Below are 16,267 nucleotides of genomic sequence, written 5' to 3'. Positions count from 1 at the left end.
GACCTACTTAGTTCAGTGATATTCGACTTAGACTACCACTAAATTAAAAAGCAGGTTGGGTTTGTTGTGGCTAAACTTTACTCTCAATCGAGGGTCGGCTGGGTTACGCTTCGAGAAGACTTAACCTAGGATTTTACAGACCCAACCTACAAAATGTTGGTTTTAGTTGGTTACCTTCAATGTTCTCCACGATAACCAATAGGACGCAGCGGCGTAAATAGATAAAAGTTAGTAAAAATTGGTTCTTTTTTTTGGGCTAACCTTACATTCATTAATCTGCCATTTTGTCAATACATAAAAATTGGTAAATTATCGTCTTTTATAGGGGAACGGCAACAGGGAAGCTGTCATGCATTTAAATTGGGACAAGATTTTGATACCTAGACACTCTTGCATCTTAGGATTTTCGCCGACCTAAGCGCCAAATTTTCCCTCAACAGAGGGTTGAGCGCTCAGTCGAACGCTCAATTGCCGCGAAGTCGAGATGTTGAAACCATTGCCCATGACACACCGAGCGAAGCCGAGGTGTTGCCTATTGCCTATTGCCTCTCCCCACCACAAAACTTATTCAGCAGACCCTAATTAATCTAGAACCATCCAATCCACCGTGATGCACCCTTTGTTATCCCAATACCATCCTGGTTCATCATTCATTTTAAAGATGACAATTTGACCTGCTTTAAGGCTGAGAGTTTTGGCACTGCTGATTTCTTCAATAACTTCACCACTGACTTTATCCACAGCAACGAGTGAATAGGGCGTATTGTTCGGATGAGTCACATGACTGAGTAGTTCAGCCCCTGGTTCTCCGGCGGCGGTAATCTCTACTCCGTCTTTCACCGACCAAGTACCAGAGGGGGTGACTTTAATTTTAGCAGCCGTGTCCATAGGATTTTGGAACTCTACTCCTTGTTCAAAACTTGCATGGACTTGCAATTGACCGGAGGGGAGAACTTTTTTCTCAAAGGCTTTATAGGTGACATTATTTTGGGAGAAGTTATAGAACGCGATTCGTCCTTCACTAAAATCGCCGTCAATATCAATTTCTAGACTACCGTTAACTGAGACTTGCAAATTCGTTTTGGTATAAACAAAGTCAAACGTATTTTCAACATTTTTTTCCCATCCCTTATTGCCCAGGGTTTTTCCCCGCGCCAGTTCAGTCACTTTACCCGTATGACTCCAGAATTCAGCTTGATCGCTAGGAACTCCATTAATTAAGGATACCGCTAATCCGGTTTGGGCAAGTTCTCCCCACCGTTTCTGCTGACCTCTCCTCCAATCAACGAGTAGATATTTAGCGGAACTATTGGTGGTATCCCCGGGTTGGAATCCTAGAGCAAACCCAATAAAATCATCATCCCCCGTGTTGCCGACGCTTATTTTCCCGGAGACTTTGGTATTAAATACATTAAATGGACTATAAAATAACGTAGGTTTACCATTTTTCTTCTGGATCACTTCTTGACCATTCCGGGATACATCCCACTTTCCGGAACCCTTTTCATAGGATTCTTCTTTCCAGTCGTTAAGATCAACGGTTTCGACTTTGATTTGAGCCATGTCATTCAGTCCTGATTATTTTGTTTGATTTGTGAACCTGTCAAGTTTTGTCTGAAACTTGATCAACTTGACAACTATCCTAACAAGTAGGATTCTCTTATTTTAGCCAAAATTCATTTAATTCTACTCAAAAACATTTATTCTTTTCAAAACTTAACAATTTTACAGTCATAGTTTTTTAATCATTTATCCATACTGCAAAAAGCCATAGCAAATGACAAATGAAAATCTAAACCTACCTACTTACTTCGATAAATGACATAATTAATCAACTCCTTCATAAATCGACGGTCATGAACTGGAGAAACCCATTGTTCTCCGGGTCGCAGTGGGGTTTCCGGGAACAAAAACTCCAAAGAATCAAAAATATCGGCGGCTTTTTGGGCGAGCGATCGCGCCACGTTCCAACCATGTTCAATGCTGCCGCAGCGCTGCATTTGCTCCATAATAAAGGCAACATGATCAGGATGTTTCTGGGGGCGAGGTAGAGCCAGAATTTCCCGCATTTTCTCTGCTTCCTGTTTACTGTTGGCTAAAACATGGTTCAGCATCAACGTGCGTTTGCCTTCATAGATATCGCCACCAATTTCCTTGCCATAGGATTCCATTTCTCCCTGGAGATTTAACAAATCATCTTGGATTTGAAACGCGATCCCCAAAATCATGCCAAACCGGGTTAATCCAGCCAAGGGTTCCACTAAATCCTGCACACTTGAGGCAGGATGTCCGACAATTAGACCAATCCGACAAGGGGTAATAAAGGAATACCAGCAGGTCTTTTTCACGCACATGGTAAAGTAATCTTGGTCACTCAGATGGGAAGGATTCGTCGCCACCCAATCCAATTCCATCGCCTGACCTTCCACAGATTGCCGTGCCATGAACTCAATTTCATGTAAAATATTCAGCGCCTTGGATACTCCCAGCACCGATAAGTTTTCCAGCAGCAATCCCACCGCTAAAACATTCGTTGCATCCCCAACATTAATCGCACGGGGAATGCCAATCATTTGGTGTAATGTCCCCTTCCCCCGGCGAGACTCCGACTCATCTTCAATATCATCGTGAATCAAAAACGCATTATGATACAGTTCCAATGCGGCAGCCGCAGTTAATGCCGAATGTCCCATTCCTCCCACCGCCCGAGCGACACTAATACACATCGTCGGACGCAGCATTTTCCCGACGCGAAAGGGATAATCACTTAAAAGTTCATAGAGGGGAGTATAAGCACCAGAGACTTGGCGCTGGCTTTGGATAAATTCCTCAATTTTGACAAAAATAGCATCCCGTGATCCCTGTAATGCCTCATTGATAATCGTTTGATTAAACTTAGAGGGATCAGCCGCAAGACGTTGATCCTGAGCATCCTGCGCCGCCTCTAATTGGGCTAGATCCGATAAGGTTGTGGCAATCGCCTTACGACTTCCTGAATCAATATCGGATACCGTTGACGATGAAGGGGTAGAAATCGGGGGTTGAGGCAGTAAAACTTGGCGGGGTGTACGTTTTAGCTTGAGGATTGGGAACTTTTGGGGATCATACAATAACAAACTGAAGAAGACAAAAAATACGAAAAATAAGAATAGTCCTAGCATTAACAATTTTCCTCTAAAGTTTCGGTTCAGGAATATTCGTCTTAGTCCTGATTAATCAAAATAGCCCCGATGACAACGATGACCAGAATCGCCAGCACAAGTCCAATAATCACCACTTGTTTCTGGTTTCCGGTGCCGGATTCGCGAGATTCTATCGGTTGAGCCACAGGTTGAGTCACCGATGGAGTGACGGGAGGAGAGTCAAGCACAGGAAACCAAGCGTTGACAGAAACGGAGCCGAAGTTATTCAGATTTTCAATAACTGCACCCCCAGAAGCACCTTTGACGCCGACAATTGCCCACGATCCGCGAAATTGAAGACGGTCGATTTGGGTACTCCCAATCAATTTACAGGCGGCTTTGGCGCGATCCGAGAGATTAAAACTGGCGTCATCTTTTGCCGCGATCGCCACCACCCGACCCTGTGGTATAGTCTCTATCCAGTCAGCAAAAGCATCCGCATTCGCGGGATCAGCATAGATATCAAAGGATCGACTCTGAAGTTGACGCCCATTGGACGGATCGAAAACGACAACATTCAAACCCCGTTGATATCCTCCCGTAAGGGAAACGAGTTCCCCATTACAGGTAACTTGAGCCATGTTACCCCAAGTATTCCCCGCCGATATCGCCGCGACCACAAAACTGGGAACCTGAACCTTTGTCGCTGTAATCTCCCGTGAACAAGTAACCGCCGACTCGTCAGACAACTGTTCTACGGCTGTTCCCGATGCTGCACCCGTTTGACCAATTATCGCCCAAGAACTGCGGAATTGCAGGTGATCAATCAGGCGACTTCCCAAGGATTTACAGGCTCTTTTGCCCGGGTCAGATAAATTCAAGCTAGCATCATCTTTAATGGCAATAGCGACAATCCGACCAGGGGGTAAGGTAGAGACAAATTGGGCAAAGGACTCGGAGTTACCGGAGTTAAAGGTATCAAACGTCGTACCAAACATGGGTTGTCCGGTAAATTCATCGAAGACGGCGACATTGAGTCCGCGATTGTAGCAATTCTCACCTAAGTCTTGGGTATTACGTTTAATCGATGCCGAGTTACCGTGATCATAACCGGCTGAGGACACCTGTACTGTTGTCGTGACGCCATTTCTAGCGGGGTTAACGTTTGGTGGGTTCATACGATTCACTAACCTGATGACCAATGAGGGGTGACAGCGTTTTGGCTTGATGGACTCTTGCTGGGGGCGCTTTCTTCGGCTTCTCGTCTGGTGAAATCAAGAATTAGACTTTCCTTATGACGTCCTATCCTTGAATAAGGGACGGGATAAGAAATGAGACTGTACAAATGAAATGTGAACATTCATTCACGTTAAATCCTTACGGGGAGTCAAATCAAGCAAAATTTTCGTTCACGAATGATTTGAAATTCCTCTATAGCTATATATTTTTTGAGATTAGAGAAGAAAATTAACAGGCTTTATTTACATCAAGTCAATGATAGGCTAAAAAATAATTCTACCACTAATATTGTGCAGGGATGTTAGGAGATGGGAAGCTGGGGAAGCTGGGGAAGCCAATGTTCCAGACGTGCCATGGCACGTCTGGGAGCTGGGGGAAAAGAGGCGTTCCGATAAAACATCTTTTGTAGGGGCGGGTTTTACTGCTAACGTTTCGTTTTCACCCTAATGTAACTAAACCCGCCCCGACCTAACCGTTCAATTATCGCAAATGACCAATGACCAATGACCAATGACCAATGACCAATGACCAATGACCAATGACCAATAAACATATTGTTTTAACAGCCTACGGTTCCTTTGGCGATATTCATCCCTATATGGCGATCGCATTAGAGTTGCAAGCACGGGGACATCGTGCTGTTATTGCCACAAGTGAGCTGTATCGGTACAAGATTGAAGCCGAGGGGATTGGATTTCATCCGGTTCGCTACGATAGTGCGATCGATATGCAGCAGGATGGGGAGTTTATCGGCGTGCTATCCGAATCCCGTCGGGAAAGTGAATATACTATCTGTTATCTATTAATGCCCCATCTGAGGGCGACATACAAGGCGTTACTGGAGGCGGTGCAGGGTGCGGATCTGCTGTTGACGCACCATTTAAGCTTTGCTGGATCATTAATTGCAGCAAAAACAGGGATTCCGTGGGTGTCAACGGTTCTCTCTCCGATCCTATTTATGTCGGCTTACGATTCTCAAACCCTGTCCACTACAACCATCTCCCCTTATGAACAAGCCTTAGCCGTTGTCGCTAATGACGCCCGCCTGCGCCAATTTCGTTGGCAAGCGCGATTGTGGAGTGCGCCGATACGCCAACTGCGTGGGGAATTGGGGTTACCACCCAGTTATGATCCTATATTTGAAGGTCAACATTCACCGGATTTGGTACTAGCGTTATTTTCTAAGACGCTAGCCTCACCCCAACCCGATTGGTGTTCCCAAACTCAGGTGACGGGATTTCCGTTTTACGATCGCGCTAAACAGGAGAATTTGTCTCCAGAATTGGCAAGGTTTCTTGAGTCTGGATCTCCTCCTATTGTATTTACCTTGGGTTCGCTGATGGTATGGACACCCGGAAACTTCTATTTAGAAGCTGCGATCGCGGCTCAACAATTAGGATACCGGGCGGTGTTATTGGTGGGCAAGGGAGTCCCCAACTTACCATTAGAACAGTTACCGGAAGGGGTGATTGTGGTTGACTATGCCCCTCACTCGGAAATTTTTCCCCGTGCGGCGGTGATTGTCCATCATGGCGGAGTTGGCACCACTGGACAAGCTTTGCGATCGGGGCGTCCCATGTTGGTGGTACCTTATGCCCATGATCAGCCAGATAATGCGATGCGTTTGGTGCGTTTAGGGGTAGCGCGTACTCTCGCCCGACATGAATATAGTGCGACTACATTAATAGCTGAACTTAAGCAACTCTTATTTGAGCCGAGTTATGGGATCAAAGCCGCCGAGGTGGGAAAGCGGGTGCAGCAAGAAGATGGAGTCAAGGCGGCGAGTGACGCGATCGAAACTTATCTCAGATCTCAAGAAAATGGGCAATCAAAGACACCAGGTTGAGTGCACGGCACTGCCGTGTCCCTACCCTAACATTCAAGAATCATTGATTGCGTAGGGGTTCGATACTATCGAACCCTTCTTAATCTTGCTTGTCGTTTTGTGGCTACAGATAAGTCATCAATGCTAGGATTTAAACCGAGACTAAAAAGCGCGATCGCGAGTCATCCTATACAAAGCCTAGAGCGTCGGTACTGTCACCAAAGTTAGTGGCGGGTAATAAGTCAAAAGTCTTATCTAATATCTCAGGAAAATGGGCAATCAAAGACATCAGGTTGAGTGCACGGCACTGCCGTGTCCCTACCCTAACATTCAAGAATCATTGATTGCGTAGGGGTTCGATACTATCGAACCCTTCTTAAGGGATAAAGGGGGTTTCATATCATGTCCGCCGAAATAACCATAATATCCTTCTTCCTTGCAACCTTGCTCCTTCCCTTCTGCCCTGGAGCCTTCTGCCCTCTGCCTTGTCTCCACCTAAATGTGAGTATTCAACCGGACATGATATCAAACACGGATTTGGTATCGTCCTATACAAAGCCTAGAAAATCTTTATATCCTATGAACAATTTATCACCCGTCATTTTAAACTTAAAACACGTTGGCTTAAGCGATGAGCAATTTTATCAACTCTGCCAAGCTAATGAAACGTGGAAACTGGAACAAACCGCTAAAGGAGAATTATTGATTATGCCTCCCGTTGGTGGAGTGAGTGGCAATCGAGAATCCGATTTAATTACCGACGTAAACCTGTGGAATCGTCAAACTCAACGGGGAAAAGTCTTTAGTTCATCAACCATCTTTCGCTTACCCAACGGTGGAAAGCGTTCTCCCGATGTGGCTTGGATAGCCAACCAACGCTGGGAATCCTTAACTCCCGAAGAACAAGAAAAATTTCCGCCAATTTGTCCAGATTTTGTGATTGAACTCCGTTCTCGCACCGATTCTTTATCCGACTTACGAGAAAAAATGCAGGAGTATAGCAATAGTGGTTTACAATTAGGCTGGTTAATTAATCCCCAAGCCCAGCAAGTTGAAATTTATCGTCAGAATCAGCCTGTTGAGATTGTCCAATTACCCGCGAGTTTATCCGGAGAGGATGTCTTACCTGGATTTATATTAGAGTTACCAGTTTTCTAAGCCAAAATTCTGTCAATTTCCTCTCCCCACCACAAGACTTATTTAGCAGACCCTAGATTAGGTTGGGTTTGTAGCTGAGAACGGTGCGTTGCGGCGCAAAGATTCCAAGTTATTTGTCACATTAACCCAAGCAGGCGCCTAACGCACCCTACTGGACTTCGCTCAACCCAACCTACAATCTATACTTTCTGATTATTTACACTGGGCAATTGTCCCCCGTTCTGGAGATAAGAAAACCTATAATTACGGAATTACCCAAACTTGCAATTGAGGATATCGTTGCAACATTTGTGTGCGAAGCACCAGTGGAATATGTTCATCCAGGAAATATTTAATTGTCATTAACTCATGGCTTGACTTGAAGTATCTTGTTGAGAATTTACTTGTTTTTTTGCCTTCAATTGTCGTAGCTTTTCAATAAATTGTGGCGGATTTTCCTGTTGTTGTTTTCGCATCTGATGACTCCAGGCTAACCAATCAGCAATAGCCCTTCTCAAAACTCCACACTTTTTATGTATTGACAAAAAGACCAATTTAAGCATCGGGATTGTCCGGCGAGAAAAACTCCTGAATTTTTACCAACTTTTCTATATTTACACCTGAACCGTTAATCAATTATTCTCGATGAATCGTCAATAACGAGACAGCCTATTAACGCCGGAACCTCTGGCAGCAATATGGCAAAATCGATTCACGATCAAGATTCATAGATTTGTCTAAATCAGTTGTGAAATAGGTGTGGGATGAAAAGCCTTATCTAGCAAGCTTTTCCGCCCTATCAAGTTTCATAAATCATTTAGATTCACTCGATAACTGAAACAGGCACTTACCCGTTCCCGTTTCAGAGTCTCTCGGTGTTTTGTAAGGAGGGTTAAATTAAAATGGTCGCAAGCTCAACAGTTTCAGCAGACAGCCGGAAGTTATTAACCGACAACTTGCTTCTCTACGTTTCTCCCGATGGTTCCGACGAAACCGGTGATGGAACAGAAGCAAAGCCTTTTGCCTCTGCTGATTATGCCGTCGTCTGGGCAAATAATAACTGTGATTTCGGTGAACGGTTTGACCTATATGTTAAGCTGGCTCCCGGAACCTACGATGCCCTACAAATCTACGGTCAAGGTGCCCGACAGATTTACCTAATTGGTGAACCTGACGATCCTGGTGCTGTACAAGTCAAGGTTCTCAAAGAAGAAGCGGTATATGGACTGTCAGTCGCTTTTTACTCATTTGTCCATGTGTCAGGTATCGATATCGCTTCGATAATGGTTACAGGCTTCTCGCACTTAATCATTGATCAGTGTTATTTGTCTCCTTCGGTAGCGCCAGCCCTCGTTCTGTGTAGTAACCACAGCACCATTGATTTTGACTCTGCGAAGGTAAAAGCTGGACGTATCGGTAAAGGCGACAATAGTACCTGCTATCGCAGCGAGATTCACTCCCATATCGAAGTTGAACAGCTAGAATACGAAGCCACTGTTGAGTGTAATACATTCTGCGAGGCAAAGTTCCTCTCATCTATCTATGTTTGCGGGGATTCAAAAACGAAGAACAATGTGAAAGCGAAGCAATTGGCTCGTGCTATCACCCAGAGCATTGTTTGCGATTCAGATTTTCTGCCTGAGAAATCATCAACGGCAAATCTAGCTACGTCTGGTGGACTTGTTGATGATTTAAATGATTCTGGACTCTAGTCTAGAATTAAAATTTCATTGTCGATCATGTTAAACTTTGTTAGAAGATAAACGGAGGTCAATTCATTATGAGTTGGAATTGTTGTGGTAGTTGTCGAAGCTGTGGAGGCTGTACTCGCCCCCCTTGCCCAGGTGGTAGTTGTTGCGGTGGTTATCGTCCTCAGTTTGGCGGTTACAATCCATGCGGTAGCTGCTATCGTGGTGGTCGTTGCGGTGGCTGTTATTGATAGAAGACAATCAGGTTATTGTCATTTAACCGGATAAATAAAATAGTGTAAAAGGAGAAAAGCTTTTGGCATTCTCCTTTTTTAATTTTTTTATACAACTGGGAACGGTGTGTTACGGCGCACAAATTCCCAGTTATTTTTCGCATTAACTAAAGCCAGTGCCTAACGCACCCTACAGGATAGGTTCAAATTCCTGACAGCTTAAAGAAGCCAGCAACTTAGGTTATAATAACTCATCGTTAAATTAAATCCCTTAATCAATACCCTAATGAAACTCACCGATATTATCCATCACGATATCGTAATTCACTTAGATACCCTCAAGACTGACCCAGAATTAGTTAAGCAAATCCAAACTCAACTGAATCGCTTAGGATTTTACCCCGGTGGTTCCTGGCTGGATGGTGCTTATGGCAACCAGACAGAACAGGCAATGACTGATTTCAGTAAATCGGTTTACCTGAATAACATGGACAGTGGGAAATTTGGCAAAGGCTGGGCGCAAAAACTACTGCCGGAAACACCCAACCCTCTTCCCTCGCTCAAAGATAAAGATAAAGACACAATCTATCAAACCTTCTTAAAAGAATCCGTTAAAGGTACTGTTGACAAACCCGCCCTATTTTATAAAGGAATTGACACCTCTCCCTACAAAACTCAACTCAAAGACTATGCCGCCCGCCTGATGCAGAAACCGGATGGCAAAACCTTGGTTTCTGTCACTAACGATACCGCCCACTTCCACTCCTTCCCCCCAGTAGGACAACGACCGGAGATTGATGACCAAGGCTTAAGTTTTTTGCATCCAGAGATTACTGAAGCCTGTCTTTGTGTCGGCAGTTTTGTTAATGGAGACTTCAAAACCAAATGGCTAGGCAGAAATGCGCTAAGTAAAACCGAGTTTTGGAGTAGTAGTAAAATTATTCCCATTCTCAATGTCGTCTCTCGCAGCAACACCAATGCCTTTCAAGTAGATATTGATACCTGCCTGATTCGAGGCAGAGATTTAAGCGGACAATACCGAGAATTCTCGTTCCATGATGTGCTTAAAGACATTCTCTCCTACGACTATCGCATTGCCTCATCCAACTCCCTAGCCGCAATGTTAAAGCAATTTTCCACGCCTGCCGAGTTAGAGAATTGGCTGAAAAGTATGACCGGAAATCAAGACTTGATTTTTACCGGACGATATGGCGAAGAACCGTTTATCCCAGAACCCGAATTATCGACGCAACCTCCTCAAGCATGGTGGCGTCCCCGAAATGTTATTCTCAAAGGCGTATCAGAACGACATCGCGGCGAAAATACAATTACGGCGTATGATTTAACTCGAATGATTTCGATGTTGGGTTGGCATTATCACATCCCCCAAGCCTCACGCTTACCGGGTGCCCAATGGCATAGTTTAGAATCGGTGATTCGGGCGATGGGTGCAGATGCGGCACGTTTAACCGATGTGGCATTAGAGGCATTAGATTTGCAGGATAAAATTAGTTCGCCGGTGATTATTTCTAAACTCGGAAATGGTGTGACTCAGATTCGGAATCGGGCGGAAGCTGTTTATGTGGCGCTGGTTCAGTTTATTCAACCCAGTACAATGGGTGTGCCAGAGTTGGTGACGTTTAGCATGGCATTAAAGGGAGCAAAGCGGTTAGAACCCAGGGATGCCAAGCGTGAGGTGGTGGAATTAGATGCCAGGATGGCAACGGAAGTAACGGAAATTATTCGTCGAGCGACGTTAAGGGAGTTAGGTTAAATAGGGGCTGCTGAATAAGTGCTGTGGTGAGGGGGAGCAGGGGGAGCAGGGGAAGCTGGGGAAGCTGGGGGTGAGGGGGTTGTGGGGTATGGGGTGGCTTAAGTTGACATGCATTGTAAATCATGCACGTCAAGAGCCTGGTACCAAGGGAAGCAGAGGGTGGAGAGAGGTTGCGATCGCGAATTGAATGTGAACATGTTAGCGTGAAAATAAGGATGAGGGAGACTATCAAGTATTGAGACATAGGATCAAGTTAGAAACTGAATGAGTATATTCACGCTACAATCCGTTAAAAAAGATTTTGGCATTAAAGAAATCCTCAACGATGCCAGCTTTAGCCTCGATGCTACCGATAAAGTCGGCTTAATCGGTACCAATGGATCAGGCAAATCCACTCTCTTAAAGATGATTGCTGGACTTGAACCCATTGATGGCGGTCAATTTTTGGTCAATCCTGGCGCAAGAATTGCCTACTTACCCCAACAACCTGACTTAGATGAAAATCGCACTGTCTTAGAACAAGTGTTTGCCGATAGTGGTGAACAAATGAAACTAATCCGGGATTATGAAGAATTATCCCACAAATTAGCACAAAATCCAGACGATAAACAAGTCATGGCACGTCTATCTCAGGTGACGCAGCGCATCGAAACCTTAGGCGCTTGGGACTTAGAAACCAGTGCCAAAGTCATCCTGACTAAGCTCGGAATTCAAGACTTTGATACGCCAATTGGTAATTTATCCGGGGGCTACCGGAAGCGCATCGCTTTGGCGACAGCGTTACTCTCAGAACCCGATGTGTTACTGATGGATGAACCCACTAACCATTTAGATGCCATGTCGGTAGAATGGTTACAGGGATACTTGAAATCCTATCCCGGTGCCATTCTATTAATTACCCACGATCGCTATTTTTTGGATCAAGTCACCAATCGGATTATTGAAATTGACCGAGGCGACCTTTATACCTACAATGGCAACTATGCCTACTACTTAGAGAAAAAAGCCCTAGCTGAAGAAACTGCCGCCAGTCAAGAACGGAAACATCAGAATGTATTGCGACGAGAGTTGGAATGGTTGAAACGAGGTCCCAAGGCGCGGAGTACGAAGCAGAAAGCCCGAATTGACCGCATCCATCAGATGCAGGATCAAGAGTTTAAACAGGCTCAAGGCAAGGTGGATATTTCCACAGCCAGTCGGCGGATTGGCAAGAAAGTGATTGAGTTAGAGAATGTCTGGAAGGGATATGGCGATCGCACGTTAATTAAAGACTTTACCTACGAATTTAGCCCCGATGATCGGGTTGGCATTATTGGCGAAAATGGGAGTGGTAAATCCACGTTAATGGATATTATCACCGGGCGGATTGAGCCGGATTCGGGTGAGGTGGATATTGGCGCAACGATTCATATCGGCTATTTTGATCAACATTCCGATCATTTACTCACGGCAATTAATCAAAATCAGCGGGTAATTGACTACCTGAAAGAAGTGGCAGACTATGTGAAAGCCGGAGATGGAACCCTGATTACAGCGTCCCAAATGTTAGAACGGTTTCTATTTCCCCCGAATCAACAATACCTTCCCATTCATAAACTGTCTGGCGGAGAAAAGCGCCGCCTATTTTTGTTGCGTGTACTGATGAGCGCTCCCAATGTGTTGATTTTGGATGAACCCACCAACGATCTGGATGTACAAACGCTTTCAGTATTGGAAGATTATCTGGAAAATTTCAATGGCTGTGTGATTGTAGTGTCTCACGATCGCTATTTCTTAGATCGCACCGTTAACAAAATTTTTGCCTTAGAATCAGAAGGAATTCTGCGCCAGTATCCGGGGAACTATTCCGTGTATCTGGATTACAAAGAAGCCGAAGCAGCAGCAGCGGCTGAAGCCAGTGCTAAGATGCAACAGAAATCAGAAAAGTCTACCAATGGAGCAACGCTTAAAACGCAATCCTCTGGTAATGGGAAACCGCGTCGGCTGTCTAATTGGGAACGGCGCGAGTTTGAAGAATTAGAGGATAAAATTCCCCAACTGGAAGCGGAGAAGGCGGAGGTGGAGAAAGCGCTGTATAATGCGCCTCCGGGTAAAGTGGATCAGGTGCAGGAACTTTATCAGCAATTAGAAACCTTGACGCAGACTATTGATACAGCCACAGAACGTTGGTTGGAATTGGCGGAAATTGGGGAATAGTCTTATGTCTTATTTCAAAATTGAACATTCATAATTCAAGCTTCATACTTCAATGGCATATCAATCTATCGAGAATTACGGCATTATCGGCAATATGCACACCACCGCCTTAGTTGGCTTAGGGGGTTCAATTGACTGGTTTTGCTTTCCTCGACACGATTCCCCTAGCGTTTTTGCCGCATTACTGGATGCTGAGAAAGGGGGTCATTTTAAGATTGCTCCCTGTGTGGATGGCGTCACTCATAAACAGTTATATTGGCCCGAAACGAATGTGTTGGTGACTCGCTTCTTGGCGTCTTGTGGGGTGGGTGAGATTATTGACTTTATGCCTGTGGGTATGCCCGTGAATCAGCAAGGGTATCATTGGTTAGTGCGGCAAGTTAGAGTCGTGCGCTGTAAGATGAAGTTTCGCTTAGAGTGCTATCCTGCATTTAATTATGCCCGCGATCGCCACGAGACGATCCTGTCATCCACAGGGGCGTGCTTTAAGTCACCGTCTCTGAATTTGGGATTGGTGACGGATGTCCCCTTAAAACAGAATGAATGCGGTGTCTTTACCGAATTTACGTTAGAGTCTGGACAAACTGCCGTTTTTGTGCTGCAAGAAACTGACACGGATGGGGGGTGTAGTTTACCGCTGCGCCATCAAGAAGCGATTCAACTCTTTGATGATACGGTGGCGTATTGGCGACGCTGGATTGCTAAATGTACTTATGAAGGTCGATGGCGCGAGACGGTGGAACGTTCCGCCCTAACCTTGAAATTGCTTACCTACGAACCCACGGGAGCCATTATCGCCGCGCCGACGTGTAGCTTACCGGAAATGATTGGTGGGTCTCGAAATTGGGATTACCGCTATACCTGGATTCGAGATGCATCCTTTACCCTGTATGCCTTACTCCGTATCGGGTTTACCGAGGAAGCCGCCCAGTTTATGCTCTTCTTGGAAAATCGCTGTCAGGAGTTGGATTTAGATGATCCGTTGCAGATTATGTATGGTATTGATGGCTATCATGATCTCAATGAACAGATTCTGGATCACTTGGAGGGGTATAAGGGTTCCTCCCCGGTTCGGATTGGCAATGGGGCTTATAAGCAGTTACAGCTTGATATCTATGGCGAGTTGATGGATTCGGTATATTTGTTCAATAAATATGGCACACCGATTTCCTATGACTTGTGGTTATCCCTACGGCGGTTACTGAATTGGGTTTGCGATAATTGGCAACGCCAAGATGAAGGAATCTGGGAAACACGCGGGGGACGCAAGGATTATATTTACTCTAATTTGATGTGTTGGGTAGCCCTCGATCGCGGCTTACGGTTGGCTCAAAAGCGCTCATTTCCCGCCGATCACCAGCGATGGCTTAAGGAACGCGATCGCATCTATGAAGAAATTATGACGAAGGGATGGAGTGAGGAGCGTCAAGCCTTTGTGCAGTATTACGGTAGCACGTCTCTAGATGCCAGTAATCTGATTATGCCCTTGATATTCTTCATGTCTCCCACTGATCCGCGCATGTTGAAAACCTTGGATGCGATTAATTCCCCACCAGAAATAGGGGGACTGGTGTCTGATAGTTTGGTCTATCGGTATAATCCCGAAGAAGCACCGGATGGTCTTTCGGGGACAGAAGGAACGTTTAATCTCTGTACATTCTGGCTAGTTGAGGCGTTAACCAGGGCGGGAAAAGTAGACAGGAAGCGACTTGACCGCGCTCGACTGATTTTTGAGCAGATGCTCAGTTATGCCAACCATTTAGGATTATATGCCGAGGAAACGGGATCGAGTGGTGAAGCCTTGGGCAATTTTCCCCAGGCGTTTACCCATGTGTCTTTAATCAGTGCGGCGTGGAATCTGAATCGGGCAATTGAGCGTGATTTTTAGCGTATCAGTAACCCCCTTTTTGTCACGGCGATTAAAATCGCTGCTACACTTGCCAAAGCTACACAAACAAAGTCACGGCGATTAAAATCGCTGCTACACTTGCCAAAGTCCGCCTGCGCGGACTGGATTATAAAGGAGGTAATCAACCCAAATTTGTATTACCCACCGCTAACTGCTATTACACCGACTGACGCTCTAGAACAGTAGCACAATAATCAATGACGCGATCGCTCCTACCTTACCTAACGCCAGAATACTCTGTAGCGGCTCTCAAGTGCTAACAACGGTACACCCAAATGTAGGGGCGCAAGGCTTGCGCCCTCACCTAAGTAGAATAGCACTGAAAATTTGCATTTTGGAATCGCCACAACCCTTGACATACCGTAGGGTGGGCATTGCCCACCAACCTTTACATTGAATTGTTGGGTTTTTGGCGCAGTATGAAGCTTGTGCTGTGGTTGTTCAAGCCGCGATCGCACAGTTTGAAATGAGTTGTGAACAAAAACAGGGGTAAAAAGCTTGCTGAGAAAAGGTTGTTTGTTCACAAATGATTTATACTATTGAAGGGTGAGGAATTTTAGAGAAAATATCGGCTGTCGCGCTTCACAGTTTGACCAGAAGTGACGTGATAATAATCACCGGAACATGGTTTTTTAATCACAATCAGGAGTATAGTTAGCTATCTATGATAGATAAAAGTAAATGAACTCAATAAAAACCAATGAAGTTTTGCTATCGCGGTGTCTCTTACGAAAAAAATCCTGTTCAATTCAAAATCATTGAAATGGGTGAAGTCGCAAAATTTCGGGGAGGCTACTACATGGTTCACCGGACAGCTATGAATTTAGCCCCTCAGGATAAATCAGGATTGGTTTATCGCGGCGTTCCTGAAGACACAGGTAAGCATACTGTGCAATTCTTGGGATGCAAATATAATATTTCCCATGTATTTGTTGAACCTATCAAAGCCCAAGTTTAATTGCTAATAAAAACAGCACTTTGATTGAGCGATAAGGGCACTGAGTTAAACTTAGTGCCATTCCACTTAAATCAGTGGACAAAATTCATTCCAGGTACTTATATCTTGAACGCACCCACTCAAATCGAAGATTCTAGATGGGGACTGGGTTCAACTATTTCGTTCAATTTTAAAGTGGACAGTTGA

12 protein-coding genes are annotated in these 16,267 nt (G+C 45.0%); 8 read left to right on the top strand and 4 right to left on the bottom strand.

The features are described 5' to 3' along the window. Positions 1-582: 582 nt before the first annotated feature. The 3 genes from RIE73_RS20855 to RIE73_RS20845 form a co-directional block, all read right to left on the bottom strand. On the bottom strand, positions 583-1,563 hold the full coding sequence (locus RIE73_RS20855) for a hypothetical protein (RefSeq protein WP_446403003.1): 981 nt from the start codon (positions 1,561-1,563) through the stop codon (positions 583-585). Positions 1,564-1,802: 239 nt separating this feature from the next. Beyond that, positions 1,803-3,161 (bottom strand): polyprenyl synthetase family protein, encoded by a 1,359-nt coding sequence (locus tag RIE73_RS20850; protein ID WP_446403002.1) that lies wholly within the window; start codon positions 3,159-3,161, stop codon positions 1,803-1,805. A gap of 41 nt (positions 3,162-3,202) precedes the next feature. Beyond that, complete coding sequence (locus RIE73_RS20845; protein WP_446403001.1) at positions 3,203-4,300, bottom strand: interleukin-like EMT inducer domain-containing protein; 1,098 nt, start codon at positions 4,298-4,300, stop codon at positions 3,203-3,205. Between the two features lie 599 nt (positions 4,301-4,899). On the opposite strand from RIE73_RS20845, the gene RIE73_RS20840 reads away from it, so the two are divergent. Next, complete coding sequence (locus RIE73_RS20840; RefSeq protein ID WP_446403000.1) at positions 4,900-6,207, top strand: glycosyltransferase; 1,308 nt, start codon at positions 4,900-4,902, stop codon at positions 6,205-6,207. Positions 6,208-6,765: 558 nt separating this feature from the next. Beyond that, positions 6,766-7,344: a Uma2 family endonuclease gene (locus tag RIE73_RS20835; RefSeq protein ID WP_446402999.1), complete on the top strand. Its 579-nt coding sequence runs from the start codon at positions 6,766-6,768 to the stop codon at positions 7,342-7,344. Between the two features lie 341 nt (positions 7,345-7,685). Here the strand turns inward: RIE73_RS20835 and RIE73_RS20830 are convergent, their stop codons facing one another. Continuing rightward, positions 7,686-7,841 carry a hypothetical protein gene (locus tag RIE73_RS20830; RefSeq protein ID WP_446402998.1) on the bottom strand — a complete coding sequence of 52 codons (156 nt, stop codon included), beginning with the start codon at positions 7,839-7,841 and terminating at the stop codon, positions 7,686-7,688. A 384-nt stretch (positions 7,842-8,225) separates the two neighbouring features. Here RIE73_RS20830 and RIE73_RS20825 point away from each other — a divergent pair, with 384 nt between their 5' ends. From RIE73_RS20825 to RIE73_RS20800, 6 genes are all read left to right on the top strand, one after another. After that, entirely contained in the window at positions 8,226-9,035 is an 810-nt protein-coding gene (locus RIE73_RS20825; protein WP_446402997.1) for an acetylornithine aminotransferase, read from the top strand. A gap of 84 nt (positions 9,036-9,119) precedes the next feature. Next, on the top strand, positions 9,120-9,299 hold the full coding sequence (locus tag RIE73_RS20820) for a hypothetical protein (protein WP_446402996.1): 180 nt from the start codon (positions 9,120-9,122) through the stop codon (positions 9,297-9,299). A gap of 231 nt (positions 9,300-9,530) precedes the next feature. Next, positions 9,531-11,018, top strand: a complete 1,488-nt coding sequence (locus RIE73_RS20815) for a peptidoglycan-binding domain-containing protein (protein WP_446402995.1) — start codon at positions 9,531-9,533, stop codon at positions 11,016-11,018. Between the two features lie 264 nt (positions 11,019-11,282). Continuing rightward, the gene (locus tag RIE73_RS20810) at positions 11,283-13,214 is read left to right on the top strand and encodes an ABC-F family ATP-binding cassette domain-containing protein (RefSeq protein WP_446402994.1); all 1,932 of its coding nucleotides are present in this window, start codon (positions 11,283-11,285) and stop codon (positions 13,212-13,214) included. A gap of 52 nt (positions 13,215-13,266) precedes the next feature. Then, complete coding sequence (locus RIE73_RS20805; RefSeq protein ID WP_446402993.1) at positions 13,267-15,102, top strand: glycoside hydrolase family 15 protein; 1,836 nt, start codon at positions 13,267-13,269, stop codon at positions 15,100-15,102. A 721-nt stretch (positions 15,103-15,823) separates the two neighbouring features. Then, positions 15,824-16,081 carry a DUF4278 domain-containing protein gene (locus RIE73_RS20800; RefSeq protein WP_446402992.1) on the top strand — a complete coding sequence of 86 codons (258 nt, stop codon included), beginning with the start codon at positions 15,824-15,826 and terminating at the stop codon, positions 16,079-16,081. Positions 16,082-16,267 lie beyond the last annotated feature (186 nt).

It is taken from the genome of Coleofasciculus sp. C1-SOL-03 (assembly GCF_040220555.1).
GTDB lineage: Bacteria > Cyanobacteriota > Cyanobacteriia > Cyanobacteriales > Coleofasciculaceae > Coleofasciculus.
Note: the sequence above shows the minus strand (reverse complement) of the source record. Positions and strands in the feature narration are given on the sequence as shown.

Bases quoted from the DNA above. Each gene is read 5' to 3' on its own strand.
- RIE73_RS20855 (WP_446403003.1), bottom strand. From the start codon at position 1,563: ATGGCTCAAATCAAAGTCGAAACCGTTGATCTTAACGACTGGAAAGAA.
- RIE73_RS20850 (WP_446403002.1), bottom strand. From the start codon at position 3,161: ATGCTAGGACTATTCTTATTTTTCGTATTTTTTGTCTTCTTCAGTTTG.
- RIE73_RS20845 (WP_446403001.1), bottom strand. From the start codon at position 4,300: ATGAACCCACCAAACGTTAACCCCGCTAGAAATGGCGTCACGACAACA.
- RIE73_RS20840 (WP_446403000.1), top strand. From the start codon at position 4,900: ATGACCAATAAACATATTGTTTTAACAGCCTACGGTTCCTTTGGCGAT.
- RIE73_RS20835 (WP_446402999.1), top strand. From the start codon at position 6,766: ATGAACAATTTATCACCCGTCATTTTAAACTTAAAACACGTTGGCTTA.
- RIE73_RS20825 (WP_446402997.1), top strand. From the start codon at position 8,226: ATGGTCGCAAGCTCAACAGTTTCAGCAGACAGCCGGAAGTTATTAACC.
- RIE73_RS20815 (WP_446402995.1), top strand. From the start codon at position 9,531: ATGAAACTCACCGATATTATCCATCACGATATCGTAATTCACTTAGAT.
- RIE73_RS20810 (WP_446402994.1), top strand. From the start codon at position 11,283: ATGAGTATATTCACGCTACAATCCGTTAAAAAAGATTTTGGCATTAAA.
- RIE73_RS20805 (WP_446402993.1), top strand. From the start codon at position 13,267: ATGGCATATCAATCTATCGAGAATTACGGCATTATCGGCAATATGCAC.
- RIE73_RS20800 (WP_446402992.1), top strand. From the start codon at position 15,824: ATGAAGTTTTGCTATCGCGGTGTCTCTTACGAAAAAAATCCTGTTCAA.